The sequence below is a fragment of the Actinomyces sp. genome, assembly GCF_030530635.1.
Taxonomy (GTDB): domain Bacteria; phylum Actinomycetota; class Actinomycetes; order Actinomycetales; family Actinomycetaceae; genus Actinomyces.
Window position 1 is genome coordinate 61398 of the sequence record NZ_JAUMUL010000004.1, and the last position, 25216, is coordinate 86613.

Sequence of the window (25216 nt, forward strand, 5' to 3'; positions counted from 1 at the left end):
CCGACCTTAAGGAACACGAAGGAACACGACCGGTGACCGATCAGAACGCCCCAGGCGGCCCCGCCGCAACGCCCGACATCATCTACACGCTGACCGACGAGGCTCCTGCGCTGGCTACCCGTTCCCTGCTGCCGATCATCAAGGGCTTCACTCGCGCCGCCGATGTGCGGGTGAGCACGGCGGACATCTCTCTGGCGGGCCGCATCCTGGCTGCCTTCGGCCTGGCCACTGACGACCTGGCCCACCTCGGTGCCCTCACCCAGGATCCGGCCGCCACCATCATCAAACTCCCCAACGTCTCCGCCTCATTGCCGCAGCTCAAGGCCGCGATCGCCGAGCTGCGCGACAAGGGATACGACCTTCCCGACTACCCCGATGAGCCGACCACCGACGCCGAGCGGGAGGTGCGCGCCACCTACGACGCCGTCAAGGGCAGCGCCGTCAACCCGGTGCTGCGCGAGGGCAACTCCGACCGCCGCGCCCCCGCAGCCGTCAAGGCCTACGCCCGCTCCCACCCGCACTCCATGGGAACGTGGAGCCCGGACTCCAAGACGCGGGTGGCCACCATGGACGGCCACGACTTCCGCCACAACGAGGCCTCGGTGGTGATCCCGGAGACAGGCACGGTGCAGATCCGGCTGGTGCCCGCCGACGGCGGGCAGCCGGTGGTCCTGCGCGAGGCACTGCCGGTGACCGCCGGGGAGGTGATGGACGCGACCTTCATGTCGGCCCGGGCGCTGGATGACTTCCTGGTGACGGCAAACGCGGAGGCGAAGGACGATGATGTGCTGGCGTCACTGCACCTGAAGGCCACCATGATGAAGGTGTCGGACCCGCTGCTCTTCGGGCATGCCGTGCGCGCCTTCTTCCCCATGACCTTCAACGCTTACGGCGGCGTCCTGAAAGCTGCCGGCCTGCGCCCCGAGGACGGCCTGGCCTCCATCCTGGCGGGTCTGGACGCCTTGCCCGAGGGCGAGCGCATCCGGGCGTGCATCAATGAGGAGCTGGCGCTCGGCCCGCGCCTGAACATGGTGGACTCCACCCGCGGCATCACCAACCTGCACGTACCCTCCGACGTCATCATCGACGCCTCCATGCCCGCCATGATCCGGGCGGGCGGCAAGCTGTGGGACGCCGACGGCAACCCGGACGACACCCTCGCCGTCATCCCCGACTCCTCCTACGCGGGCGTCTATCAGGCAGTCATTGACGACTGCAAGGCGCATGGCGCCCTGGACCCGTCCGTCATGGGCTCGGTGCCGAATGTGGGTCTGATGGCCCGCAAGGCCGAAGAGTACGGCAGTCACGACAAGACCTTCCTGATCCCGACCGACGGCACCGTCGAGGTGGTCGTCACCGAGGGCGCGGGCAGCCCGGCCGGCACGGTACTGCTGTCTCACGCCGTCGAGGCCGATGACATCTGGCGCGCCTGCCAGACTCAAGATGCGGCCGTGCGGGACTGGGTGCACCTGGCTGTGGTGCGCTCGCGCGCCACGGGAGCGCCGGCCGTGTTCTGGCTGGACCCGGAGCGCGCCCACGACCGCACTATCGCCTCCCTGGTGGAGCGCTACCTGGCCGATGAGGACACCGCCGCCCTGGACATCCGCATCCTGGACCCGGTGGCCGCAACCAAGCTGTCCCTGGAGCGGGCGCGCCGCGGCGAGGACACGATCTCGGTTACCGGTAACGTGCTGCGGGACTACAACACGGATCTGTTCCCCATCCTGGAGGTGGGTACGAGCGCCAAGATGCTGTCGGTGGTGCCGCTCATGAACGGCGGCGGCCTGTATGAGACGGGCGCCGGGGGTTCCGCCCCCAAGCACGTGCGCCAACTGCTCCAGGAGGACTACCTGCGCTGGGACTCCCTGGGCGAGTTCCTGGCGCTGGCGGAGGCGCTGCGGCACGTGGCGCAGGTGAGCGGGAACGCGCGCGCCACGGTGCTGGCCGATGCCCTGGATGCGGCAACCACTACGCTGCTGGAGGAGGAGCGCTCTCCCGCCCGTCGTCTGGGCGGTATCGACAACCGCGGCTCTCACGCCTGGCTGGCGCTGTATTGGGCGCGTGAGCTGGCGGAGCAGACGGCCAACGCCGAGCTTGCGGCCCGCTTCGCGCCCGTGGCCGAGCAACTGGGTGCGGTCAACGAGCAGGTGCAGGCGGAGCTGGTGGCGGTGCAGGGTCGCCCGGTCCAGCTGGGCGGCTACTATCTGCCCGATCCGGCCCTGGCCGATGCCGTAATGCGGCCGAGCAAGGCTTTGAACGCCATCGTCGACGCGCTGTGACCGCGGTGACTGGAGCATCCCCGGCCGCGCCCTCGCCCTGGTCGGCACCGGTGGCCTCCGGCCCGCTCGATGCCGTCATCGACCTGCCGGGGTCGAAGTCGCTTACGGCCCGCGCCCTGGTGACGGCGGCGGTGGCGCAGGCCCCGACGACGCTGCGCGGCGCCCTGAGCTCACGCGACACCGATCTCATGCGCGCCGCCCTAACAGCACTCGGGGCCCGCTTCGAGGAGCTACCCGATGATGCCGGTAGCGGCACCGACACCGCCCTGCGGGTCACGCCCGCACCGCGCCCGTTCCCGACCCGCGCCGACACCGACGGAGTGACCCGCATCGACTGCGGTCTGGCCGGAACGGTGATGCGCTTCATTCCGCCGCTGGCCACCCTGGCCGACACGCCCGTGGTCTTCGACGGCGACTCCGCCGCCCGCCGTCGTCCCCTGGCGCCACTGCTGGACGCCCTGGAGGGTCTTGGCGCGCAGGTCGCCTATCTGGGTGAATCCGGCTTCCTGCCCGTGCGCGTCGGCCCCGGCGGCGGAGGCCCGCTACACCCCACCGACCCGGCCCGCCCCGAGGCCCCGCACCGGGTGAGCGTAGATGCCGCCGGCTCCTCCCAGTTCCTGTCCGCACTGCTACTGGCCGGGTTCCTACTGCCCGGAGGCCTGGCCATCACCCCCACTGGGCCGGTGCCCTCCCTGCCGCATGTGACCATGACCGTAGAGTTCCTGCGTGGGCGCGGCATCACCGTGGACGAACCGGATGCCGGTGCCTCCGTGGGCGCGCGCACCTGGACGGTCCACCCGGGCGCGCCACGGGCCGGCACACTGTTCATTGAGCCGGACCTGTCCAATGCGGGCCCGTTCCTAGCGGCGGCCCTGGTGGCGGGCGGGCGCGTCGGCGTACACCACTGGCCGGCTAACACCACCCAGGCGGGCGACGCCTGGCGGTGGCTGCTGCCCCACCTGGGCGGCGCCGTCGAGCAGGCCCGCGAGGCGGACGGTTCGCTCACGCTTACCGCCGTCGGCACCGGCGAACTGCACGGAATCGACGCAGACCTGTCCGCCGTCGGGGAACTGACCCCCACCGTGGCGGCGCTGGCCGCCCTCGCCTCCGCACAGGGGCACGCCTCCCGGTTGCGCGGCATCGGCCATCTGCGCGGGCACGAGACCGACCGTCTGGCCGCCCTGGTGGCCGAGATCAACCGCATCGGCGGGACGGCCCGCCAGACCGCCGACGGGCTGGAGATCGCCGCCCTGCCCGCCGGGGCGCGTCTGCATCCGGCCCGGCTGCGGGCCTACGCCGATCACCGGATGGCGACCTTCGCCGCCGTCGTCGGCCTGGGGGTGAGAGGCGTCGAGGTGGACGACATCGCCTGCACCGCCAAGACTCTGCCCGACTTCCCCACTCTCTGGGCGAGCCTGCTCGCCGACCGGGAGGGGCGCTGATGGCCCGCCGCGACATCGGCACCGATGACCCGCGCGTGCGGGTGCGTCCCGGGAAGCGCTCGCGTCCGCGCACCAAGCAGCGCCCCGCCCACGCCGACGCCGTGCCCGGCATGGTCACCCGCATCGACCGCGGTCACTACCGCATCCGCCTGGAGGACCCCTCTCTGACCGCCGACGGCGCCGGCAACATCACGGCGATGAAGGCCCGTGAGTTGGGGCGGGGGAAGGTCGTGGTCGGGGACCGGGTCGCCGTCGTCGGGGACGTCTCCGGCCGCAAGGACACCCTCGCCCGCATGGTGCGGGTGGAGGAACGGCGCACCCTGCTGCGCCGCAGCGCCGAGGACGGCGACGCGGCCGGCACGGAGAGGCCGGTGGTGGCCAACGCCGATCTGCTGGTGATCGTCACCGCCCTGGCGGATCCGCAGCCGCGCCCACGCATGATCGACCGCTACCTGGTGGCCACCTACGACGCCGGCATGGAGCCACTGCTGATCCTGACCAAGTCGGACCTGGCCGACGCCGCCCCGCTGCTGACTCTCTACGAGCCGCTGGGGGTGCGCTCGGTGACCACGCGCCTGGACCCATCCAGCCGGGCGGAGGCCTCTCGTGCCGGCGGCGACGGCGTGGAGGCGGTGCGCAAGCTGATCGGCGGCCGCACCTCGGTGTTCGTCGGTCACTCCGGGGTCGGCAAGTCCACGCTCATCAACGCGCTCGTGCCCGGGGCAGAGCGGGTCACCGGCGAGGTGAATATGGTCACGGGCCGCGGCCGTCACACCTCCACCAACCTGCAGGCGCTTGACCTGCCGGGCGGCGGCTGGGTGATCGACACCCCCGGGGTGCGGTCCTTCGGGGTGGCGCACGTGTCCAGCGCGGACGTGCTGCGCGGCTTCCGGGACCTGGCCGAGGTCGCCGAGGACTGCCCGCGCGGCTGCACGCACGAGGCGGACGTGATCGAGTGCGCCCTAGACGAGTGGGCCACCAACACAGCCCTGAATTCGGCCGAACGGCAGCAACGCAGGGCCCGGCTGGACTCCTTCCGGCGTCTGCTCACCCCCGCGCTGGAGGCCGAGGACCCCACGACGTCGGCGGCGCACCGCCGGTGAGCGCATTCCACCACTGTCAACACTTGAGCACACCACCCGCGCCAGCACGTCCACTCACCACCGACCCGAAACAGGCGTTAGCCTATGCATATGTCTGCTCCTTCAACTGCCGCGGTGCGACCGCCACGTCCCGCCTGGGCAGACCTGTCGGCACGTGCGGAGTTGTCTCAGGCACGTCTTCGTGTGCTCGAGATGGTCGAACAATCATCTCTCCCGCTGACCGCAGCACAGGCGGCCCGGGCGCTCAACCTGCACCACAACACCGTCCGCGAGCACCTGGACGCCCTGGTGGAGGCCGACCTCGTCACCGTATCCGCAAACCCCACCGGACGTCGGGGACGCCCCGCCCTGCGCTATGCCCCCGCGGGACCCGATCCGGCCCAGGTGACCGGTTCCTACCTGGCCCTGCTGGACGCCGTCGTCGAACAACTCGGCGACGGCGAGTCAGCCCGAAGCCGAGCCCTTGAGATCGGCCGCCGCTGGGCGCGGCTGACTCCCCCCGAGCCCACGGCCGCCACCACGCAGGCCGCCGACCCGGCGATACGGTTGAAGGCCCTACTCCCCCACTTATCGCTGATGGGCTTCGCCCCCGACTTCGACGGCGAACGCATCATCCTCAAAGCGTGCCCCCTGGTGACCGGATCTCGTCCACCGCATCCCCTGGTGTGCGTGATGCACGAAGGATTCCTGAACGAGCGCTACGCCCAATCCCGTGAGGACACCTCCAACTCCGCCGGCGAGCAGGGCGCGCCCACTGCCTTCCGCCGATTCGCGCTGACTCCCCTGTGTGCCGACGGCTGTCATGTCACAGCCGCGACGGAAACCGAAACCGCAGACTCACACCCGGAAGACGGCACCGCCCACCACCCGCTCAAACGGTGACCTTCAGGTAACCCATGGCACCCTTCTCCATGTCGGCGAAGGCATGACTGACAAGGGTGTATGTGCCTGGCGCCGGCGGCACGCATTCGACGTAGCCGCCTTGGGCCGGTTGCAGCCCCAGGGCCTGTCCGCCACCTGACCAGGCTGCACCTACGGCCTCTGGCCCGCCCAGCATCCAGGCTCCTTCGGCGAAGACCTGGTCGAACTGCAGCCCGACGGCGTGAAAGGACATCGGTAGTGAGGGTCCGGCGTCGAGCACCCACAGGCGTACCCGCTCGCCCGGCGCCGCCGTGAGCGGCCGATCACGATACTGGAAGGCGATACCGTTGAAGGCCAGCAGGTCGGGAGTCTTAGCGGCCACCTTGTCCGCATCCGTCTCGCCGGCCTCCGGACCGAGGTAGATCTCCGACTGGATCAGCACGTACTCACGGTCCACGTCCCCCATCCCGGGCGGGTCGATGATAACCGCACCATGCATGCCGGCAGCCAGGTGCACACTCATTGGGGTGGTGGAGCAGTGGTAGAGCCAGATTCCTGAGCGCTGCGCGGTGAACTCGTAGACGAGTGACTCCCCGGGATCAATGGAGCGCATCACGTCATCGGGCGGAATCACACCAGCGTGGAAGTCGAGTGAGTGACTCATAGACCCGTCATTGAGCAGGGTGATGCGGAAGGTGTCGCCCACCTTGCCTCGCAGTACCGGCCCGGGGGCCCGCCCGTTGTACGTCATGCGCCGCTGGGTGACACCGCCGCCCACGTACAGGGTCTGCTCGGTGACCGTGAAGGTGTGCTCGTGGACCGAGGCCGAGATGTCGGCGGGAGCCAGGACGGCATCGAAGGCGGCCACGTCGTCGGGGAGAACAGCGGTGTAGTCGGGAACGGCCGTGCCATCCCGATCAAGTGCGGTCGCTGCGGTGGGTGCCGTGGCGACCTGCCCGGAGGCGGTGACGTGAAGGACCATGCCCTGGGCACGGTGCCCGGCGATGGAGCACCATCCCTCCAGTGGACCCGACACCACGCCGACGTCGAGGTCGCCGGCAGCTCCGGCAGCGACCCGCCCGGTGGAGACGGTGGCGCCGTCGTCCCGTTGGACCACGAGGTCGTGGACCTGGTCACCGGTGTTGTTCAGGGTGAGCACCAGCCGATTGCCGACAGGCACATCAACCGTATCGGGCACGAAGCGCATGCCCTCAACCTGCACGGTGACCGCAGTAGTCCGGCCGGTGACGGCAACCCCGTTCGCGACGGTGCTCGGGTCGCGGTTGGCGCGCCAGGCGGCGACGCCGGCACCGACTCCCACAGCCCCTCCGGCGGTGAGCATTCCCAGGAGTAAGCCGCGCCGGTCCAGATGGGCACCACGGGAGTCCTTCCCACCTGCCTGGTTGCGTTTGCCGCGGCCGATGGCGGGAGCGGTGCCCGCAGTCACAGCCGCCCGGTTCGGCAGCGCATCTGGGTTCCGGCCGGCTGCCGGGGTCGCCCGCCTGCCGGCTCGCGGCACATTGCGGTCTGCATCGTCCAGTTCACGATTACTGTTCATGGAAGTCCCTCTCATCGGTTACAACCGCCCCACCGGCGGCTCGGTCGGCCACCGCTCTCGGCGTCGACTCGGCACGCTTGCGTCCGGTACCCCGCATCACCTGCGCCACCGCCAGGGCGATGCCCACAAGCACATAAGCGGATACCAGGCCGGCACCCGCCGCGGCGACCAACCGCACCTCCCAGGGCAGCACCCGCGCTACAGCAAGCAGCAGGCACAGGTTCGCGGTCGCCGTCCGATAGGTGGCACCGCGATCCAATATGGCGTTAGTGGCACGGGCGACACTTGGGCCGCCGCCGAGCATTACAGGCGTCAAGTAGCTCAGCGCTGCAGCCACGATCTGCAGGGCAAAACCCGCCCCAAGAGCGACGCGAACAGTATGAATGACCTCACGCGCGGCGGCCGTGTCGTCGGCCATGACGATTCCGGTGCCGATGTACCCCACGCAGGCCAGTAGCCAACTGACGGCTGCGGCCGCACTCATGGAGGCGAAAGAGGTGGGGGCCACGCGCCTGGCTGTCATGGCGGCGGGCAAGACCACGGTGGCGGCGCCGGTGAGATACGCCACCGCACCAATAGCCGCTGCCGGGCGCCACAGACCCGCGCCGGCGGTGGCGGCAGTGCCGACCACGAGCGCCGGCAGACCGCGGGCAGCCCAGCGCGCCGCCATCGGTTCCATTTTGGTACGCAGCATTGTCGGCCACAGCACCGTCAGCGTTCCCAGCACGGTGATACCAACGAAGCCCATCACCATGGTGGTGGTGTGGGCCAGGTAGAGGGCATCGGCCGACGCGGCCGCTCCGCGCGCGTCCGCCCATGTGATCAGGTACCCGAGCACTGCGCCGATTGCCAATGCGACCAGCGCAGTCGGGTAGTGAATCGCAAGCGGCGCCATCGCGGGGGCGAGGGCGCGCCGGTACTGGACGCAGATGGCCGCCACTCCCGCCAACGCGCAGGCAACCACCAGCACGACTCCGGTCAGCGTCAGCGCGGAACGCTCGGTAGTGATCCCCACTAGAACGGCGACGGCGCCGACGCAATGGGCGTACAGACGCGTGTCAAGCAGCACCGCCCCACCCAGGGCGGGGCGGTGCAGCAGGGTATCGGCGAAGTGAGCGGACCATATGGTGATAGCCGAACCGATTCCGCCGACCAGCAGGGCGTGCAGCGGCAGCCAGCCGCCCCAGCCGGCCAGGGGCCCGGCGATGACACCGACCGTGAGCACTGCTGCGGCTACGAACCAGGCCAGTACGACGGCGTTGCGGCGAATCTGTGTGCGCCGCCGTCTGTTCCTCCGGGGCGCGCCGCCCCGCCCGCCCGTTCCCGCCGGCGGGCGCCGCCCGGCATGGCCGACCGCCACCTTGTTTTCCACGCCTATTACCGTAATAAAATGGTGGGGTTCCCACCACTTAGGTGCGGCACACCGGCACCCGCGCGTTCCCGCCGGGAAGACCTACACCCCTACCAATGCATCAGGAGACATCAGTGAGTGAAGACCCCAGGCTCATCCCGATTCAGGAGAACCACTCCCACAGCAGCTGTGGCTGCGGCGCAGTACAGGACGACCGCATGACCCTTGACGTGCGCCCCATCCCCCACCGGTTGCGCCACCCCGCCGTGCTCGGAGCGGTCTCCTCCCTGCGAGTGGGCGAGGGCTTCGATCTGATCGCCCCGCATGTGCCCACGCCGCTGCTGGCGCAGATGGACCAACTGCCGATCACCGTCAAGCACACGCTGCTGGAGGCCGAAGACGGATTCGCCCGCGTGGAGATCATCCGAGTCGGCTGAGTAGCATCGCCGCATGAGAGCTTCGGCCGTCGTCACCGCGCCCGAAGCGGTCCCCGGGCAATTGGTGGACCGCTTCGGGCGTACCGTACGGGACCTGCGCCTGTCGGTGACCGACCGCTGCAATCTGCGCTGCACCTACTGCATGCCGGAGCACGGCCTCGAATGGCTGCCCGGCCCACAACTGTTGACGGTGGGCGAGATCTCCCGGTTGGCGCGCGTGGCCGTGGAGCAGCTGGGGGTGGAGCGGATCCGCCTGACCGGAGGGGAACCGCTGCTGCGACGCGACCTGGAGGACATCGTCACCGCCATTGCCACACTGCGCGCTCGGCGCACCGGACTCAAACCAGATATAGGCCTGACCACCAATGCCCTGGGCCTGGACAAGCGAGCCTCCGCACTGCGCAGCGCCGGGCTGGATCGCATCAACGTATCGATAGACTCCCTGGATCCGCAGGAGTACGCGACCCTGACACGACGCGACCGGTTGGACGCCGTGCTGCGCGGGGTGGCCGGGGCGCAGGCGGCGGGCCTGGATCCGATTAAGGTCAATGCAGTGGCCGTGCAGGGGAGCCTGGCAGAGCGGGCGCCGCGCCTACTGACCGAGTGCCTGCGCCGCGGTTGGCAGCTCCGGTTCATTGAGCACATGCCCCTGGGACCACGTGGTTCTTGGCGAGCTGACGACATCGTCAGCGCCGAGCAGGTACTGATGGTGCTACGGCGCGCCGGCTTCGTGCTCACCCCCGCGGGTCGACCCGATCGGCGCCCGGCCGCACTGTGGGACGTGGCCGCCGGCAGGAGCCTTGACGGCATGGACTATCCGGCGGGGCGGGTCGGGATAATCGCCTCGGTGACGGCCCCCTTCTGTGCCGACTGCGACCGCACCCGGCTGACAGCTGATGGGAGACTGTTGACCTGCCTGTTCGCTACGGCGGAGGTCGACCTGTGCGGCCCCATGCGCGCCGGAGCGGACGACCACGATCTGGCGCGCATCTGGGCGCGGGCCGTCTGGAACAAGCCCCGCGCGCACGGCGCGGATGATCTGCAGACGCCCTCAGATTTCACTAAGCCCACTCGCACCATGTCCGCCATCGGCGGCTGACCAGCTTCGGCCGCTCCTGACTACTTAGCCAGATCGCGACGCCTCCGGCCAATTCGCCCGCCCATCAGGGGACCTTGGGTGCATCTGCGTAGGCGCGCAGCCGTATCTACCGCTCGGCCCTGGACACCGCATAGCGGCCAAGGCATTCGCGCAGATACAGTCGGTGCTTGAGCTCGCGCCCCAACCCGCTGGCACACGGTGGCCGGGGAGCGGGTATGACCATGATGAACAACCAGACGAGGACACAGGCGTGCCCGACATCCCAGAACCCCGCACCGACACGAATGCAACCGGCACGATCGACATCGAGGTGCACTACTTCGCCGCCGCGGCCGACGCCGCCGGCCGCACGGAGGAAAGGCTAGAACTCCCCACGGGCACGACCCTGGCAGGACTGCGAGAATTGCTCGCCGGACGCGGCCTGGAGCTGGCCAAAGTGATCGGCGTATCCAGCTACCTGGTCAACTCGCTGTCCGCCCCGGCCGACTCGCTTGCTGAACTACGCGACCGCGATCGCGTAGATGTCCTGCCGCCTTTCGCCGGAGGCTGAGCCCGCGAAGGGTACCCAGCCGGGCGGATGCCTGGAACTGGCAGGATCCGGGACATCCCGCTCGGCGCAAAAGCAGCAGTCGGCAGCTCAGGGCGAGTTGGACCAGGCGGTGGAACCGTCGGCGAAGGTCTGCTGCTTCCAAACGGGTAGCCGTGCCTTGACTGCTTCAACGATGTCGCGCACGGCGTCGAAGGCCTCGGCGCGATGATCGGCGCTGACCGCTACCGCGAGTGCCGTGTCCCCGACGGCCAAGTCGCCCACACGGTGCCTGATCCCGACCGCGCGCAGTCCCGGACGGTCGGCGGCCTCTGCGGCGATTTCACCCATCACCGTGTTCGCGCTGGGGTGGGCCGAGTAGCTGATGCCGCTTACCCCGCGCCCGTCGTCGTGGTTGCGTACCCTGCCGTCGAAGGTGACGACCGCGCCGGCGGCCCAATCCGCAACGGTGGCAGCAAGCCCAGCGGTGTCAATTGATGCGGAGGTGATTTCGGCGCATACGATCCGGGCCACAGATGATACGGCGCTGCCGGCACTGTCCGCATCTATGCGCTCGGGGGATGGATTCGTATGGGTCATTGTCATCTCCTCCTAACACCTGTTGTTTTGGCGGCGCCGTACCCGTCCGGTTACGACGCTGCCGCGTTGAACCTCTGGGAGGGTACACGCCACGCGTCCAGGCTGCGCGCCCCGGGCAACTGGGGTGCGACCGTTGAAGGCCGCAGGGCATGATGATCCGGTAAAGAGCCGCCGTGGACGCCCGGCGACGTCAACGCATGACAAGGAACCCGCGATGACCTCCCCCATGCTGCCGCCCGAGGAATACCTCGCCCGAGTACTGAGCGCACTGACTCCCCTGGAGCCGATCGAGGTACCGCTGGCGCAGGCCCATGGCCTGGTGTTGGCTGAAGACTTGCGTGCTGCTGTTCCGGTCCCGCCGTGGACGAACTCCGCCATGGACGGGTACGCCGTTCGCGCCGTTGACGTAGTCGGCGCGCACACGACCCCGGTAACCCTGCCGGTTACCGGCGACGTGCCGGCCGGGACGTCGCCGAAATCCCTGGCCGCGGGAACGGCACACCGGATCATGACCGGAGCCATGCTGCCTGACGGTGCCGACGCGGTGGTCAGAGTGGAGGACACCGACCAGTCTCTTGGCGCGGGCCCGCTGCCCCCGCGGGTGGAGGTACGCGCCACTGTCGAACCGGGTGCCAATGTGCGCCACGCCGGTGAGGATGTCTCCGTGGGCCAGGTCGTGCTGCGGGCGGGAACGGTGCTGAAAGCCACCGCCCTGGCCGCCGTAGCCGCCGTGGGCCACTCCGTGGTGCGGGCGGTACCCCGGCCGCGCGTCGCCATCGTCATCACCGGTGCGGAGCTGGCGGATGCGGGGCTGGACCTGGCTGCCGGCACCATCCCGGACTCCAACGGCCCGCTGCTTTCAGGGCTGGTGACCGAGCACGGGGCGCGGCCGACCGCCATCCTCCGCAGCGGCGACGCGCCTAGGGCGCTGGCCGAGGCTCTACGCGCAGCCGCCGTCGACGCCGATCTGATCGTTACCTCCGGGGGTGTTTCGGTGGGCGTCTATGATCCTTTCGCCGCCCTGGCAGCCGCCCGGGGGCAGGCCGCGGGACCGGCCGGAGGCGGCATCGACCTGGCAACCGCTAAGGTGGCGATGCAGCCGGGTAAGCCGCAGGGGTACGGGTCGATTCAGGCCGGGGACGGGCGGATAGTGCCGGTAATCGGTTTGCCGGGCAACCCGGTGAGCGTACTCGTGTCCTTCATGACGATCGTCGTCCCCGCCCTGGCCCGCCTGTCGGCTCACGCCGCGGCTGCCGAGCTGCACCCACTCCGGGTCGGCGGCGCACAGACAACGGCGCGGGCCGCCGTCGGGTGGCGCAGCCCCCGGGGGCGCCGGCAGCATATGCCAGTGCGCCTGGTCGACCCGCCGGATCCGCCGCCCGCAGGGGCACCGTCGGGCACCATCTGGGTGGCGCCGTCGCACCGGCTTGGCTCCGGCTCCCATCTGGTCGCCTCACTGTCGGCGGCGCAGGCCCTGGCGGTGGTTGATGCGGATGTTGATGCGGTCGGCGTCGGAGATCCGGTCCGTCTGCTCGCGCTGACGAATCCCGCAGCTCCGGTGCCGGGCTCGGCCTGTTAGCAGCAACCTGTCCGACCATTGAACTTCCAAGTCCCACTTCAAGGAGACACATGCGCCTGTTCCATCGCAAGCCCGCCCCCGCCGGGAGGAGTACGTCCACGGATGACCCCGGCGTCGGAACGCCAGCGGATTCCATCACACATGCCGACACTCACCACAACGCAATGACTGATACTCCTGCGCCCGCCGGGGACGCCGCCGGCCGCCCCCTCCGCCTGACCCACCTGGATGACTCGGGGGCCGCGCGGATGGTGGACGTGTCTGCCAAGCAGCCCACCGTTCGCACGGCAACTGCGACCGCCTTCGTGGCCTGCTCTCCGGCGATAGTCGCCGCACTGCGCGAAAATGGCGTCCCCAAGGGCGATGCGCTCGCGGTGGCACGCATCGCCGGAATCGCCGCAGCCAAACGTGTGCCGGAACTGCTGCCGCTGGCGCACGTCATCGGGGTGCACGCCTGCAGCGTGGAACTGCACATCGATGACGGAGGTGTACGCATCGCGACGATGGTGCGTGCCGCGGACCGCACCGGAGTGGAGATGGAGGCGCTGACGGCGGCCACCGTCGCGGGTCTGGCGCTGGTGGACATGGTCAAGGGCGTGGATCGGGACGTGGCCCTGCGCGAGGCCAGGGTGACCTCGAAGTCCGGTGGTCGCTCCGGTGATTGGTTGCGTTCAGAAGATGGCTCCGGGGACGGGCATGCCGCGCCGGCGAGTGATCGCGATAGCGCAGATCAGGAGGAAGATTGACGCAGGTAGGGCAACTGGATGTCGTGGTGCTCGCCGGAGGCACCGGTAAACGCCTGGGCGGGGCGTCGAAGCCGGACGTGGTTGTTCGCGGCGCCCGTATGCTCGATCACGTGCTGAGCGGGATTGACTACGTGCGCGTTCAGTTGCCGCCCGGCCGGGTGGTTGTGGTGGCGCCGCCTACGGTATCGGTTCCGTCTGGAGTGCTACGGGCGCTGGAGGATCCGCCGTTGGGTGGGCCGGTGGCGGGTATTGCAGCCGGGCTGGCACGGCTGGCCACCTCAGAGGAAGAACCGGAGGCAGGGCAGACCGGCTATACGGGTGACACGGCCGGCGGACGCCTGACCGCTGTCCTGACCTGCGACGCCCCGGAGTCGGGGCGGCTCCTACCGGAGTTGGTGAACGCGCTGAAGGAGTGCACGGGAGCCGACGGCGCCTGCGTCATAGCGGACGACCACGTGCAGTACCTGCTGGGAGTGTATCGGACCGTCGCGCTGGTTACGGCGGTGGCCCCCGTAGGCACGGGTCTGCGGAATGTGGCGGTGCGGCGGGTGATGAGTGGGCTGAGTCTGATTCACGTCGACGTCTCCGAAAGGGGAGGCGAGTGTGCCCGCGCCGCCCGCGATCTGGACACCTGGGAAGACATCCGCGCCTACTCCTCCCGCCGAGGTCGGTAGAAGTTACGTGCCGAAGTCGGTCGATATGGCGGAAGCGCAGCCGTGGCTACACATGGTTCAGTTTTGCACCCGCGAGCGCTCCCGCTTGGTTCGCAGGCCGGCGATCGGCCGTTCCTCACATGCCGTCCGGGGCAGCAGAGCGCGCAGCATGTCGAGCGCCCGCCCGGAGTCAAGTACGTCGTCCGGTGAGAAATGCGCAATTTCAAAACCTCGCTCCTCGAAGAGTTCATCGCGCACGGACTGTCTAGCCGTGGCGCCATTGGCATCGTGCAAGTATTTGATCAGGCCATCTACTTCGGCGACCCTGCGTAGGCTCCACCAGCCGAGATCTGCATAGCACGTGTTCGTCGCGGTACGCAGTGGCATTTGTGGGGTTGGCGCAATGATTCCGTTGACCAGACAGATTCGGCGCAGTTCAGTCTCATACGGGGACTGGCTCCAGGGCGTGGCGGCCCCAACGACGGCGCGAGCACGCCGCACTCCGCGCTCCCCGACCCGATCGTCCAACCGCGCCAACACGCGTGTCCGTATGCCAGCCGCCGCACGGTTGATCTCTTCGGCACGGTCCCAAGGGCGATCGACGTCGTCAAGCCCGGAACGCTCGAAACCGGCGCCCGGCAGAGCTCCCGAGGCCACGGCGAGTAGCGAGTCGACGGCTACCAATGCAGCGTCGGGCTCCAAATACCGGGCGCAGTCCTCGATGGTGCGTTCGATCCCGGTCACGCGCACCCCGCTGATCATGACGACGTCCTTGTCTGAGACAGAGAAACGGTGTCTGATGACGGGACGGCTAGCAAGTGCCCGACGGCGATCAAGCGGCCCAAGGTCTCGACTGGGCGGACGCGTAGGGTCGCGTCGCGTCGGTGGTCTTTGCAAACCCGTCGGCCGATATGAGACAGCTAGATGCAGCGACTGGGGCGTGCGCCAGGTCAGGCCACCATGAAGGACCACAGCGCTCTCAAGCACCACCACCCCCTCAAGAGCGTCGGCTCGAAAGGCTTCGAGCATCGCGTTGTGAATGGCGACACGTTGCTCCCAACCAGCGACGTCACAGGCGACGTGCACATAGACGTCTCGCCGTATCTGGGCGAGTCGGCCCGAATCGACCCCGTCTTCCAGCAGACTGCGCCCCACGGTGGAACGCCGCACCAGTGCCGCCGGAATCGCGCTTTGCGGCTTGCTGGGGATTATCTCGTTATCCATGGGGACAGCGTGCAAGAGTTGGGCGGCTTAACGCCGGCTACCTGTGGATACGCCCATGCCGGGTTGTGGCGAACAATCCCTGTGGATACTGGTGATGGGCGGCGACACCCGTATCTACCGACCTCGGCACGTAACATCTACCGAACTCGGCACGTAACATCTACCGAACTCGGCGTTGAGGGGGCGAGGGTCAGTGGTCGCCGCCACCCAACTGCTCTAGCACGTGCGGCACCAGCGGCCCTACCACGGCTATGGTGTCCTTGACACCGCCGCGCGACCCGGGGGCGTTGACCACGAGCGCGCCGTCTGCGTCGCGACTGGTGACCCCCACCAGTCCGCGCGACAGGCTAGACAGCGGGGTCTGGGTCAGTCCGTAGGCCCGGATCTGAGCCTCAATCCCCTCCAGTCGCACCGCCAACAGCGGTGCGGTGCCCTCGGGAGTCAGGTCCCGCGGGGTGACGCCAGTGCCGCCGGCGGTCAACACGACCCGGGCACCGGCGGCAATGGCCTCCCGGATGGCAGTACGCACCGGCTCCACGCCGTCGGGAACCACCTTCACGGCGTCGACGATGACGTTGTGCTCACCCAGCAGCCGCGATGCGAGCGGACCGGACACGTCCTCACGCTCGCCACTCACGCAGCGGTCGGACACGGTGATGACAGCGCCCTTGACGGGCTCGGCCAGCGGTTGCAGCCCCTTCTGGCGCACAGATTCAGCCTTGGGCGCGGCCGCCCCCGAAACCGGCCCGGTAGTGGAAGTATACGGCGTCAGCTCATTCATGCCCCACACCGTAGTCCGCATCACGGCTCGACGTCGGAGCCGGCTACGGCGCCGCCCATTCCCGCCGACACCGCACAACACGCCCAGCCCCGCCCCGCCTAACCGCAACACTGCCCGACATCCCGAGCACAGCAAGGCACGAACCGCACCGACCAGGCCAGACGACCACCTCACCGTCGCTTATGCATTAGGCCACAGCCCTCTTGCTTATTACGGCCCATTCCGTATCAAAACATTCGCGCGATGCCGCGGAGACAAGCCGAAAAGTCCAGCCAAGCCCGGACGGACCCGCCGCTCATGCAATATGAACAGGCCTCCCGGAGCGCTTCCCGGAGGAGACGACGTCGGGGTCGCCCCCGGCCCGCTCGCGGTCACTAAGTCCTCTACTTCCCAGGAGTCACAGCATCATGAGTCAGCTCGACACCTCCGGCCGCGTGTTGGCCGGCTGGAACCCGGAGGAGCCGGACCACTGGTCGGCGCCGATCGCCTGGCGCACCCTGGCGATCACCACCTTCTCACTGATGCTCGGATTCACGGTGTGGTTCCTTCCCAGCGCCGTCGCCCCGCGACTGAACGAGATCGGCTTCGAGCTGACGAAGAACCAGATCTACTGGATCACCTCCATGCCGGGCCTGTCCTGCGGGGCGCTGCGGCTGATCTACATGTTCCTGCCCGCCACTATCGGCTCCCGCAAGATGATCGGCTGGTCATCCCTGCTTTACGTGCTCCCGATGCTCGGCTGGTTCTTCGCCGTACAGCACCCCGACACCTCCTTCGCCACCCTGCTGGCGCTGTCCTTCACCTGCGGCATCGGCGCCGCCACCTTCTCCGGCTACATGCCATCGACTGGTTTCTTCTTCCCCAAGCGTCTGTCCGGCACGGCCCTGGGACTGCAGGGCGGCCTGGGCAACATGGGCATGAGCGTGATCCAGCTGGCCGCACCGTTCCTGATGAGTACCGGCCTGCTGGGGCTGACATGGATAGCCCCCTACGCCGACGGCGCCCCCCGGGTCTTCAACGCCACCGTCTTCTTCCTGCCGTGGTCGCTGATCGCGGCGGCACTGGCCTTCGTCTACATCAAAGATGTTCCGGTCAAGGCCAATATCCGCCAGCAGTTGGACATCTTCGGAAACATCGACACCTGGCTGATGACGGTCCTGTACATCATGACCTTCGGGATCTTCTCCGGTTTCGCCGCACAGACCGCCAATATCATCAATAACAACTACGGCGCCTCCTCCCCGTTGGCGCAGACGCTCGCCGCCGCCGACCTGCCCAGGGGTGCCTCCTACGCCTTCATCGGCACACTGCTGGGCTCATTCCTGCGCTTCGCCTGGGGGCCGCTGTGCGACCGCTTCGGAGGTGCGATCTGGACCTTCGTGTCAGCCGTCGGCATGGCCGTCACCATGGGCTTCTGCGGCTGGCAGGTGGCCACCGCCGACGACGCCGGTGACTTCCGTGTATTCATGATCGGTCTGCTGGCCATGTTCTTCTTCGCCGGGGTGGGTAACGCCGCCACCTTCAAGCAGATGCCCATGATCATGCCCAAACGCCAAGCCGGCGGCGCTATCGGCTTCACCGCCGCCGTGGCCGCGCTCGGGCCGTTCCTGGTGGGCATCGCCCTGACCCTGATGCCCACCTCCACGTTCTTCTACGGATGCGCCGCCTTCTGCGTGGTGTGTGCCGTCATCTGCTGGATTCGCTACGCGAGCCCGTCCGCCAAGCGGCCCGGCTGACGCCCCCGACGACGACGCGGGACACGCCGTCCGCGCACCCGGCTCGCCAGACCGCTCCTACATACCGCCTACACACGTCAAGGAACCGCGATGAGCACACCCGCCGCCCCGATCGTTCCCGGACCCGACGCCAGGGTTGAAAATGCCCCGGGACTGTTCACCCTGGGCTCCTACCTGCGCCGGGGCGAGGCCTCCGCCGACGCCCGCAGGCTGTTTCTCGAGGGCGGCCGCGACGCCGACTCCTTTTACCGGCACCGATGGAGCCACGACAAGATGGTCCACTCCACCCATGGCGTTAACTGCACCGGTTCCTGCGCCTGGGAGGTCTACGTCACCGACGGCGTGATCACCTGGGAGAAGCAGATCACCGACTACCCCACCACGGGGCCGGACATGCCCGAGTACGAGCCCCGCGGCTGCCCGCGCGGCGCGGCCTTCTCCTGGTACACCTACTCCCCCACCCGCATCCGCTACCCATACGTGCGCAGCGTCCTGCTGGACGCCTTCCGTGCCGCCCGCGGGCGGCACGACGGCGACGCCGTGGCCGCCTGGGCCGAGGTCACCGGCGACCCGGAGGCCTCCCGCGCCTACAAGTCCGCGCGCGGGCGCGGCGGAATGGTGCGCGTCGGCTGGGATGAGGCGATGGAACTCATCGCCGCCGCCTACGTGCACACGATCCGTACCTGGGGGCCGGACCGCTGCGTCGGTTTCTCCGTCATCCCGGCCATGTCCATGCTCTCCTACGGGGCCGGCGCCCGCTTCCACGAGCTCATCGGCGGCACCATGCTGTCCTTCTACGACTGGTATGCGGACCTGCCGCCGGCCTCCCCGCAGGTGTTCGGCGACCAGACCGACGTGCCCGAGGCGGGCGACTGGTACAACGCCCAGTACTTGATCATGTGGGGCTCGAACCTGCCGCTGACCCGCACCCCGGACGCCCACTTCATGGCCGAGGCCCGCTACCACGGGCAGAAGGTCGTGGCGGTCTCCCCCGACTACGCCGACAACACCAAGTTCGCCGACCAGTGGCTGCGGGTGGCCCCCGGCACCGACGGGGCGCTGGGCATGGCCATGGGGCACGTGATCCTGTCCGAGTTCCACGTCGGGCGGCGCGAGAAGTTCTTCCTGGACTACATGCGCCGTCACACCGACGCCCCGTTCCTGGTGGAGCTGGTCCCCTCCCCCGATGGTTCCGGAACGGTTCCGGGCCGCTTCGTCACCGCCGACGGCGTGGACGGGGTGGCCGACGACCTGCCCCGCGGCGAGTTCCGCCCGCTGGTATGGGACCGCGAGCGCGGCCCCGCAGACCCGGGCGGTACGCTCGCCGACCGTTTCACCCCCGAGGGCGAGGGCAAGTGGAACCTGCTCATGGAGGGCGTGGACCCGATCATGTCCATCGCCGAACTCGCCGACGAAGGCGTGGCAGTCTCATCCTCCCCGGCCGGCACCGCGCCGGCGCGCGCCGTCGTCGAGCCCACGGAGATCCTGCTGCCCCGTTTCGACCTGCCCGGCTCCCAGACGCCCACCGGATCCGTCGGAGGCGGAGTGATCCGGCGCGGCGTGCCCGCAACCCGCCTGCCCGACGGGCGTCTGATCACCACCGTCTACGACCTGCTGCTGGCCGACTATGCGGTGTCCCGCCCCGGGCTGCCCGGTCAGTGGCCCGCCGACTATCATGACGCCACCGTCCCGGGCACACCCGCCTGGGCGGCGGAACTCACCGGGGTACCCGGACCGTCCACCATCCGGGTGGCGCGAGACTTCGCCGTCAACGCCATCGAGTCCGGCGGCCGCTCCCAGATCGTCATGGGTGCCGGTATCAACCACTACTACCACGCCGACCAGATCTACCGGACGCTGCTGGCACTGACCTCGATGTGCGCCACCCAGGGCGTCAACGGCGGCGGCTGGGCACACTATGTGGGGCAGGAGAAGGTCCGCCCGATCGCCGGCTGGTCGCAGTTCGCCTTCGCCCTGGACTGGCACCGGCCCGCCCGCCAGATGATCTCCACCGGCTTCTGGTACCTGACCACCGACCAGTGGCGCTACGACGACACCCCGGCCGACCGAATCGCCTCACCCCTGGGGGCCGGCACCCTGGCCGGCAAGACCGCCTCCGACACGCTGGTAGAGGCGATGCGGCGCGGCTGGACCCCCTCCTATCCGACCTTCGACCGCAGCCCGTTGCTGCTGGGCCAGCAGGCCGCGGCCGCGGGCATGGCCCCCAAGGACTACGTCGTCGACCAGTTGACCAAGGGCGAGTTGCGCTTCGCCTGCGAGGACCCGGACGCCCCGGAGAACTTCCCCCGCATTCTGGCCTCCTGGCGCACCAACCTGCTGGGCTCGTCTGCCAAGGGCACCGAGTTCTTCCTGCGGCACATGGTCGGCTCCGGCGGAGATGTCAACGCGACCGAAACCCCCGCCGGACGCCGCCCGGCGTCCATGACCTGGCGGGAGGAGGCGCCCCAGGGCAAGCTCGACCTTATGTGGACGGCTGACTTCCGCAACACCTCCACCACGCTGCACTCCGACGTCGTGCTGCCGGCAGCCACCTGGTATGAGAAGTACGACCTGTCCACCACAGACATGCACCCCTTCATCCACTCCTTCAACCTGGCGATCGACCCGCCGTGGGAGGCGCGCAGCGACTTCGACATCTACCAGCAGCTGGCAGAGCTGGTCAGTGCCTGGGCGCCCAAGTACCTGGGCACCCAGACCGACGTCGTCGCCGCCCCGCTCACCCACGACACCCCGGACGCCATGACCATGCCGCACGGGGATGTGTCCGCCCTGCCGCAGGCGTGGGTGCCGGGTGTGACCATGCCCAAACTGGTGCCGATCGAGCGGGACTACACCCAGATCCGCAACAAGTTCGACGCCGTCGGCCCCCTGGTGGAGTCCCCCGGCATCCCAGCCAAGGGCATCATGCTGCACCCGGAGCGGGAGATGGAGCGGCTGCGGCGCGCTCACGGCACCGGCGTTGGCGCGGCGGCGGGCCGCCCGCTGATCGACACCCCCATCCGGGCGGGAGACGCGGTAATGCACATGTCCGGCGCCACCAACGGGCATCTGGCCACCCAGGGCTGGCGGACCCTGTCCCAGCGCACCGGTACCCCGCTGGTGGAGCTCAGCGAGGAGGAGGCCGGCAAGCAGGTCACCTTCGCCGACACCCAGGTCAGGCCCCAGCCGGTGATCACCACCCCGGAGTGGTCCGGCTCGGAGCACGGGGGCAGGCGCTACTCGGCCTTCGTGGTCAATGTTGAGCACGCCAAGCCGTGGCACACGCTCACCGGCCGCATGCACTACTACCTGGACCACGACTGGATGCGGGACATGGGCGAGTCGCTGCCGTCCTTCCGCCCGCCGCTGGACTTCGCCGCCCTGTACGGGGAGGCCGCCCCCGGGCAGGTGGGTACCACGCCCGACGGCGCCGTGCAGGTGGCCGTGCGCTACCTGACGGTCCACAACAAGTGGGCGATTCACTCCCAGTACTATGACAACCTGCACATGCTGACCCTGGGCCGAGGCGGGCAGACGATATGGATGAGCCCGGCGGACGCGGACAAGATCGGCGTGCGGGACAACGAGTGGGTGGAGGCCTACAACCGCAACGGGATCGTGGCGGCCCGGGCGGTCGTCTCCCACCGCATCCCCGAGGGCACGGTGTTCATGCACCACGCCCAGGATCGCACCATGAACACGCCGCTGACCGAGTCCTCCGGGCACCGCGGCGGTACCCACAACTCGTTGACCCGCATCGTGCTCAAGCCCAGTCACTTCGCGGGCGGATACGCCCAACTGTCCTACGCCTTCAACTACATCGGCCCCACCGGCAACAACCGCGACGAGGTGACGCTGATCCGTCGTCGCACCAACCAGGAGGTGACCTTCTGATGAAGGTGATGGCTCAGATCGCCATGGTGATGAACCTGGACAAGTGCATCGGCTGCCACACGTGCTCGGTCACCTGCAAGCAGGCGTGGACCAACCGCGAGGGCACCGAGTACATGTGGTTCAACAACGTCGAGACGCGCCCCGGCGTCGGCTACCCCAAGGGTTGGGAGGATCAGGACCGCTGGCGCGGCGGTTGGGAGCGCACCGCCGGCGGGCGGCTGCGGCCCCGCTCCGGCGGGAGGCTGCGCCGCCTCGCGCAGATTTTCGCCAACCCGGACCTGCCGGGCGTTCAGGACTACTACGAGCCGTGGACCTACGAGTACGACCGGCTGCTGTCCGCCCCTAAGGACTCCCCCAACATTCCGGTGGCGCGGGCCAAGAGCCAACTGACCGGCGAGTACATGCCCACCATCCAGTGGGGTCCCAACTGGGACGACGACCTGGGCGGCTCCCCCCAAACCCTCGCGGAGGACCCGGTCGTGGCGGGCATGGGCCGGAGGATCGCCACCGAGATTGATCAGACCTTCATGTTCTACCTGCCGCGCATCTGCGAGCACTGTCTGAACCCCACCTGTGTGTCGGCCTGCCCGTCCGGCGCCATGTACAAGCGCAGCGAGGACGGCATCGTGCTGGTGGATCAGGACGCCTGCCGCGGTTGGCGCATGTGCGTGTCCGCCTGCCCGTACAAGAAGGTCTACTTCAACCACGCCACCGGCAAGGCGGAGAAGTGCACCCTGTGCTACCCGCGGCTGGAGGCCGGGCAGCCTACCGTCTGCTCTGAGACCTGCGTGGGGCGCCTGCGCTACCTGGGGGTGCTGCTGTACGACGCCGACCGCGTCTCCCAGGCGGCCGCCGTCGCCGACCCGCAGGACCTGTATGCGGCGCAGCGGGAGATCCTGCTGGACCCACACGATCCGGAGGTGGTGCGGGCCGCACGGGAGGCGGGTGTGCCCGCCTCGTGGGTGCAGGCCGCTCAGAACGCCCCCGTGTGGGACCTGATCTCCACCTACCGGGTGGCGCTGCCACTGCACCCGGAGTACCGGACCATGCCGATGGTCTGGTACATCCCGCCGCTGTCGCCGGTAGTGGATGAGGTGGCCGCCGCGGGCCTGGACGGCGAGGACCACCGGGTGCTGTTGACCGCCGTGTCCGAGATGCGCATCCCGCTTGAGTACCTGGCGGGCCTGTTCACCGCCGGGGACACCGGTGCGGTGGAACTGGTGCTGCGGCGCCTGGCGGCCATGCGCTCACACATGCGCGAGGTTCGGCTCGGACGTGAGGCCGATCCGGCCATCGCCGCCGCCGTCGGTATGAGCGGGGCGCAGTTGGAGAAAATGTACCGCTTGCTGGCAATCGCCAAGTATGACGACCGCTATGTCATCCCCACCGCCAGCCCGGAGGTGCCGCGCGGCATGACCGCCATGGGCGAGGATGTGCGCACCCTGTTGGGTGAGGGCGCCCCGGCCGCCTGCGGCTCCGCCGTCGGGCGGGGCACGGACGGGCCGGTCACGCTACCGCTGCCAACGGTGCGCCGTAGCCCGGTGCCGGCGGCGGGCCCCGGCGTCAAAGTGAGTGCGGCCGACCGGGTCGGGGGCCGCTGACATGATGTTGAAGACGAGCGCAGGTATGGGGCCGGCGGCGACCGCCGCGGTGGGGATCGACGCCGCCGGGCGGGCAATCGTCCATATGAGCGTCTCACTGCTGCTCGACTACCCCGCCGAGGCGACCTTCAACGAGCGGCTCGACGCCGTCGCCGCGGCCCTGGCCACCGCCCCCGCGCTGCCCGAGGCGGCTGCCCGGCCGCTGGCGGAATTCGTGGCGCAGGCTCGGACGCGGGGTGCGCGCGCCCTGGCCGAACACTATGTGGAGGTCTTCGACCGGCGGCGCCGCTGCTGCCTGTACCTGAGCTATTACACCGTCGGCGACACCCGCTACCGGGGGGCCGCCCTGATCGCCTTCAAGCAGGCCTTGGCTGCCGTCGGTTACGAGCTGGACCGCGATGAGCTGCCCGACTACCTGCCGGTGGTGTTGGAGCTGAGTGCCCGCAGCGGTGATGAGGTCGCCGACCTGCTGCTGTCCTCGCACCGGGACGGCCTGGAGGTGCTGCGCCGAGCCCTGACCGACGCGGCCTCCCCGTACGCTCGGCTGCTTGACGCCGTCGTCGCCACCTTGGAGCCGGTGGATGCCGCCACCGCGAAGCGGGTACGGGCCTTAGTGGCGGCCGGCCCGCCCACCGAGACGGTGGGAGTCACCGACACCCTGCCTTTCCCGAGCATGCCGCCCGTGGCGGCGGTCGGCCGACCGCCGCGGTCAGAGCCCGTTGACGCCACCGGCGTCGCCCCGCCGTCGTCCTCCGGCCCGTCGACGCATCCGGCCGGATTCACTCCCGCCAGTAACCAGGAGCAGCCATGAACACCTTCGAGTCGGCGGTTTTGTGGACCGCCCTTCCCTACGTGTCCTTAATCCTGCTGGTGGCAGGGTTGATATGGCGCTACCGCAACGATCAGTTCGGGTGGACCAGCCGGTCCTCGCAGTGGCAGGAGTCGGCCATCTTGCGCTGGGCCTCTCCCCTGTTCCACTTCGGGATTCTGCTGGTGGCGCTGGGCCACTTCATGGGACTGGTGATCCCCAAGAGTTGGACCGAGGCAGCCGGTATCCCCGAGCACGTGTACCACCTGATGGCGGTGATACCCGGATCGTTGGCCGGATTAATGACGCTGGTGGGCCTGGCCGGCCTGCTCTACCGGCGCATTGTGGTCAAGTCGGTGCGTCTGGCCACCACACGGAACGACATCTTCATGTACGTGCTGCTGCTGGTGCCCGTGTGCCTGGGCGCGTGGGCGACGCTTTCCACACAGCTGCTGGGCGGCGCCGACGGCGGCTACGACTACCGGGAGACGATCAGTCCCTGGTTCCGTTCGATCTTCGCCCTGCACCCGAATCCGGAGCTGATGGGGGACGTACCCGGGGTGTTCAAGCTGCACGTGGTGGCGGGTCTGCTGCTGTTCGCTGTCTGGCCCTTCACCCGACTCGTCCACGCGGTTTCCGCACCGGTGGGGTATGTGACTCGGCCTTACGTGGTCTACCGTTCCCGCCCGGGCGTCACCTCCACCGTGCCGCCGCGCCGCGGCTGGTTGCCGGTGCGTACCCAGGGCACAGGCAACCAGGGAGCGGACGATCTCACCCCCTCCCAGGGCGCCTAGTCCTCATCCCCTCCCCATCACCGAGACCGTCACCAGTTACACACAGAGACCGGGAGGGCTATTCATAGGGGCCCGCCGCTGTGGAGTTTCCAGGCGTTCTGCGTGATTGTGGGGAAGTTCCGGCTCTTCCGGTTGTGGGTGTGT

General features: G+C 69.0%; 20 protein-coding genes. 15 read left to right on the forward strand and 5 right to left on the reverse strand.

The window, feature by feature from the left end; genetic code table 11:
- Positions 1–32: 32 nt before the first annotated feature.
- The 4 genes from Q4A20_RS02365 to Q4A20_RS02380 all read left to right on the forward strand — a co-directional run bounded on the left by Q4A20_RS02365 (position 33) and on the right by Q4A20_RS02380 (position 5706).
- Complete coding sequence (locus Q4A20_RS02365) at positions 33–2279, forward strand: NADP-dependent isocitrate dehydrogenase (RefSeq protein ID WP_303119797.1); 2247 nt, start codon at positions 33–35, stop codon at positions 2277–2279.
- A gap of 5 nt (positions 2280–2284) precedes the next feature.
- Complete coding sequence (aroA, locus tag Q4A20_RS02370; RefSeq protein ID WP_303119859.1) at positions 2285–3721, forward strand: 3-phosphoshikimate 1-carboxyvinyltransferase; 1437 nt, start codon at positions 2285–2287, stop codon at positions 3719–3721.
- Positions 3721–4824, forward strand: a complete 1104-nt coding sequence (rsgA, locus tag Q4A20_RS02375; RefSeq protein ID WP_303119800.1) for a ribosome small subunit-dependent GTPase A — start codon at positions 3721–3723, stop codon at positions 4822–4824. The genes aroA and rsgA overlap by 1 nt, the downstream gene beginning before the upstream one ends.
- An 84-nt stretch (positions 4825–4908) precedes the next feature.
- On the forward strand, positions 4909–5706 hold the full coding sequence (locus Q4A20_RS02380) for a metalloregulator ArsR/SmtB family transcription factor (RefSeq protein ID WP_303119803.1): 798 nt from the start codon (positions 4909–4911) through the stop codon (positions 5704–5706).
- On the opposite strand, the gene Q4A20_RS02385 is transcribed toward Q4A20_RS02380, so the two are convergent.
- Entirely contained in the window at positions 5696–7243 is a 1548-nt protein-coding gene (locus Q4A20_RS02385) for a multicopper oxidase domain-containing protein (protein ID WP_303119806.1), read from the reverse strand. The two genes, Q4A20_RS02380 and Q4A20_RS02385, sit on opposite strands and share 11 nt — an antisense overlap.
- Positions 7233–8615, reverse strand: coding sequence for a hypothetical protein (locus Q4A20_RS02390; RefSeq protein ID WP_303119809.1), 1383 nt, complete (start codon positions 8613–8615; stop codon positions 7233–7235). Before Q4A20_RS02390 ends, Q4A20_RS02385 begins: the two co-directional genes overlap by 11 nt.
- 113 nt (positions 8616–8728) lie before the next feature.
- Between Q4A20_RS02390 and Q4A20_RS02395 the strand changes: the two genes are divergently transcribed.
- The 3 genes from Q4A20_RS02395 to Q4A20_RS02405 all read left to right on the forward strand — a co-directional run bounded on the left by Q4A20_RS02395 (position 8729) and on the right by Q4A20_RS02405 (position 10680).
- Positions 8729–9031, forward strand: a complete 303-nt coding sequence (locus Q4A20_RS02395; protein WP_303119812.1) for a DUF2249 domain-containing protein — start codon at positions 8729–8731, stop codon at positions 9029–9031.
- A gap of 13 nt (positions 9032–9044) precedes the next feature.
- Positions 9045–10130: a GTP 3',8-cyclase MoaA gene (moaA, locus tag Q4A20_RS02400; RefSeq protein WP_303119815.1), complete on the forward strand. Its 1086-nt coding sequence runs from the start codon at positions 9045–9047 to the stop codon at positions 10128–10130.
- Positions 10131–10389: 259 nt separating this feature from the next.
- Complete coding sequence (locus Q4A20_RS02405; RefSeq protein WP_303119862.1) at positions 10390–10680, forward strand: MoaD/ThiS family protein; 291 nt, start codon at positions 10390–10392, stop codon at positions 10678–10680.
- 87 nt (positions 10681–10767) lie between these two features.
- Here the strand turns inward: Q4A20_RS02405 and Q4A20_RS02410 are convergent, their stop codons facing one another.
- On the reverse strand, positions 10768–11256 hold the full coding sequence (locus Q4A20_RS02410) for a molybdenum cofactor biosynthesis protein MoaE (RefSeq protein WP_303119818.1): 489 nt from the start codon (positions 11254–11256) through the stop codon (positions 10768–10770).
- Between the two features lie 214 nt (positions 11257–11470).
- Here Q4A20_RS02410 and glp point away from each other — a divergent pair, with 214 nt between their 5' ends.
- The 3 genes from glp (at position 11471) to Q4A20_RS02425 (ending at position 14255) form a co-directional block, all read left to right on the forward strand.
- Positions 11471–12835: a gephyrin-like molybdotransferase Glp gene (gene glp, locus Q4A20_RS02415; protein ID WP_303119821.1), complete on the forward strand. Its 1365-nt coding sequence runs from the start codon at positions 11471–11473 to the stop codon at positions 12833–12835.
- 164 nt (positions 12836–12999) lie between these two features.
- Positions 13000–13581, forward strand: a complete 582-nt coding sequence (gene moaC / locus Q4A20_RS02420) for a cyclic pyranopterin monophosphate synthase MoaC (RefSeq protein WP_303119825.1) — start codon at positions 13000–13002, stop codon at positions 13579–13581.
- A complete protein-coding gene (locus Q4A20_RS02425) occupies positions 13578–14255 on the forward strand; it encodes a molybdenum cofactor guanylyltransferase (RefSeq protein ID WP_303119828.1) in 678 nt (225 codons plus the stop codon). Before moaC ends, Q4A20_RS02425 begins: the two co-directional genes overlap by 4 nt.
- Before the next feature lie 57 nt (positions 14256–14312).
- Here Q4A20_RS02425 and Q4A20_RS02430 read toward each other — a convergent pair whose 3' ends face one another.
- Together Q4A20_RS02430 and Q4A20_RS02435 are read right to left on the reverse strand one after the other, a co-directional pair.
- Entirely contained in the window at positions 14313–15458 is a 1146-nt protein-coding gene (locus Q4A20_RS02430) for a hypothetical protein (RefSeq protein WP_303119830.1), read from the reverse strand.
- 190 nt (positions 15459–15648) lie between these two features.
- Positions 15649–16239, reverse strand: a complete 591-nt coding sequence (locus tag Q4A20_RS02435) for a molybdenum cofactor biosynthesis protein B (RefSeq protein ID WP_303119833.1) — start codon at positions 16237–16239, stop codon at positions 15649–15651.
- 407 nt (positions 16240–16646) lie between these two features.
- On the opposite strand from Q4A20_RS02435, the gene Q4A20_RS02440 reads away from it, so the two are divergent.
- The 5 genes from Q4A20_RS02440 (at position 16647) to narI (ending at position 25072) form a co-directional block, all read left to right on the forward strand.
- Positions 16647–17975: an MFS transporter gene (locus Q4A20_RS02440; RefSeq protein WP_303119836.1), complete on the forward strand. Its 1329-nt coding sequence runs from the start codon at positions 16647–16649 to the stop codon at positions 17973–17975.
- Positions 17976–18065: 90 nt separating this feature from the next.
- A complete protein-coding gene (locus tag Q4A20_RS02445; RefSeq protein ID WP_303119839.1) occupies positions 18066–21869 on the forward strand; it encodes a nitrate reductase subunit alpha in 3804 nt (1267 codons plus the stop codon).
- Entirely contained in the window at positions 21869–23470 is a 1602-nt protein-coding gene (gene narH / locus Q4A20_RS02450; protein WP_303119842.1) for a nitrate reductase subunit beta, read from the forward strand. Before Q4A20_RS02445 ends, narH begins: the two co-directional genes overlap by 1 nt.
- A 4-nt stretch (positions 23471–23474) precedes the next feature.
- Positions 23475–24281 carry a nitrate reductase molybdenum cofactor assembly chaperone gene (narJ, locus tag Q4A20_RS02455; RefSeq protein WP_303119864.1) on the forward strand — a complete coding sequence of 269 codons (807 nt, stop codon included), beginning with the start codon at positions 23475–23477 and terminating at the stop codon, positions 24279–24281.
- Positions 24278–25072, forward strand: a complete 795-nt coding sequence (gene narI, locus Q4A20_RS02460) for a respiratory nitrate reductase subunit gamma (RefSeq protein ID WP_303119845.1) — start codon at positions 24278–24280, stop codon at positions 25070–25072. Before narJ ends, narI begins: the two co-directional genes overlap by 4 nt.
- The last annotated feature ends 144 nt before the right edge of the window (positions 25073–25216 follow it).

What these genes read in the sequence shown, in the direction of transcription:
- rsgA (WP_303119800.1), top strand. Translation starts at nt 3,721, where the DNA reads ATGGCCCGCCGCGACATCGGCACCGATGACCCGCGCGTGCGGGTGCGT.
- glp (WP_303119821.1), top strand. Translation starts at nt 11,471, where the DNA reads ATGACCTCCCCCATGCTGCCGCCCGAGGAATACCTCGCCCGAGTACTG.
- Q4A20_RS02440 (WP_303119836.1), top strand. Translation starts at nt 16,647, where the DNA reads ATGAGTCAGCTCGACACCTCCGGCCGCGTGTTGGCCGGCTGGAACCCG.
- narH (WP_303119842.1), top strand. Translation starts at nt 21,869, where the DNA reads ATGAAGGTGATGGCTCAGATCGCCATGGTGATGAACCTGGACAAGTGC.
- Q4A20_RS02380 (WP_303119803.1), top strand. Translation starts at nt 4,909, where the DNA reads ATGCATATGTCTGCTCCTTCAACTGCCGCGGTGCGACCGCCACGTCCC.
- narJ (WP_303119864.1), top strand. Translation starts at nt 23,475, where the DNA reads ATGTTGAAGACGAGCGCAGGTATGGGGCCGGCGGCGACCGCCGCGGTG.
- moaC (WP_303119825.1), top strand. Translation starts at nt 13,000, where the DNA reads ATGACTGATACTCCTGCGCCCGCCGGGGACGCCGCCGGCCGCCCCCTC.
- moaA (WP_303119815.1), top strand. Translation starts at nt 9,045, where the DNA reads ATGAGAGCTTCGGCCGTCGTCACCGCGCCCGAAGCGGTCCCCGGGCAA.
- narI (WP_303119845.1), top strand. Translation starts at nt 24,278, where the DNA reads ATGAACACCTTCGAGTCGGCGGTTTTGTGGACCGCCCTTCCCTACGTG.
- Q4A20_RS02385 (WP_303119806.1), bottom strand. Translation starts at nt 7,243, where the DNA reads ATGAACAGTAATCGTGAACTGGACGATGCAGACCGCAATGTGCCGCGA.
- Q4A20_RS02435 (WP_303119833.1), bottom strand. Translation starts at nt 16,239, where the DNA reads ATGAATGAGCTGACGCCGTATACTTCCACTACCGGGCCGGTTTCGGGG.
- Q4A20_RS02445 (WP_303119839.1), top strand. Translation starts at nt 18,066, where the DNA reads ATGAGCACACCCGCCGCCCCGATCGTTCCCGGACCCGACGCCAGGGTT.
- Q4A20_RS02430 (WP_303119830.1), bottom strand. Translation starts at nt 15,458, where the DNA reads ATGGATAACGAGATAATCCCCAGCAAGCCGCAAAGCGCGATTCCGGCG.
- Q4A20_RS02410 (WP_303119818.1), bottom strand. Translation starts at nt 11,256, where the DNA reads ATGACCCATACGAATCCATCCCCCGAGCGCATAGATGCGGACAGTGCC.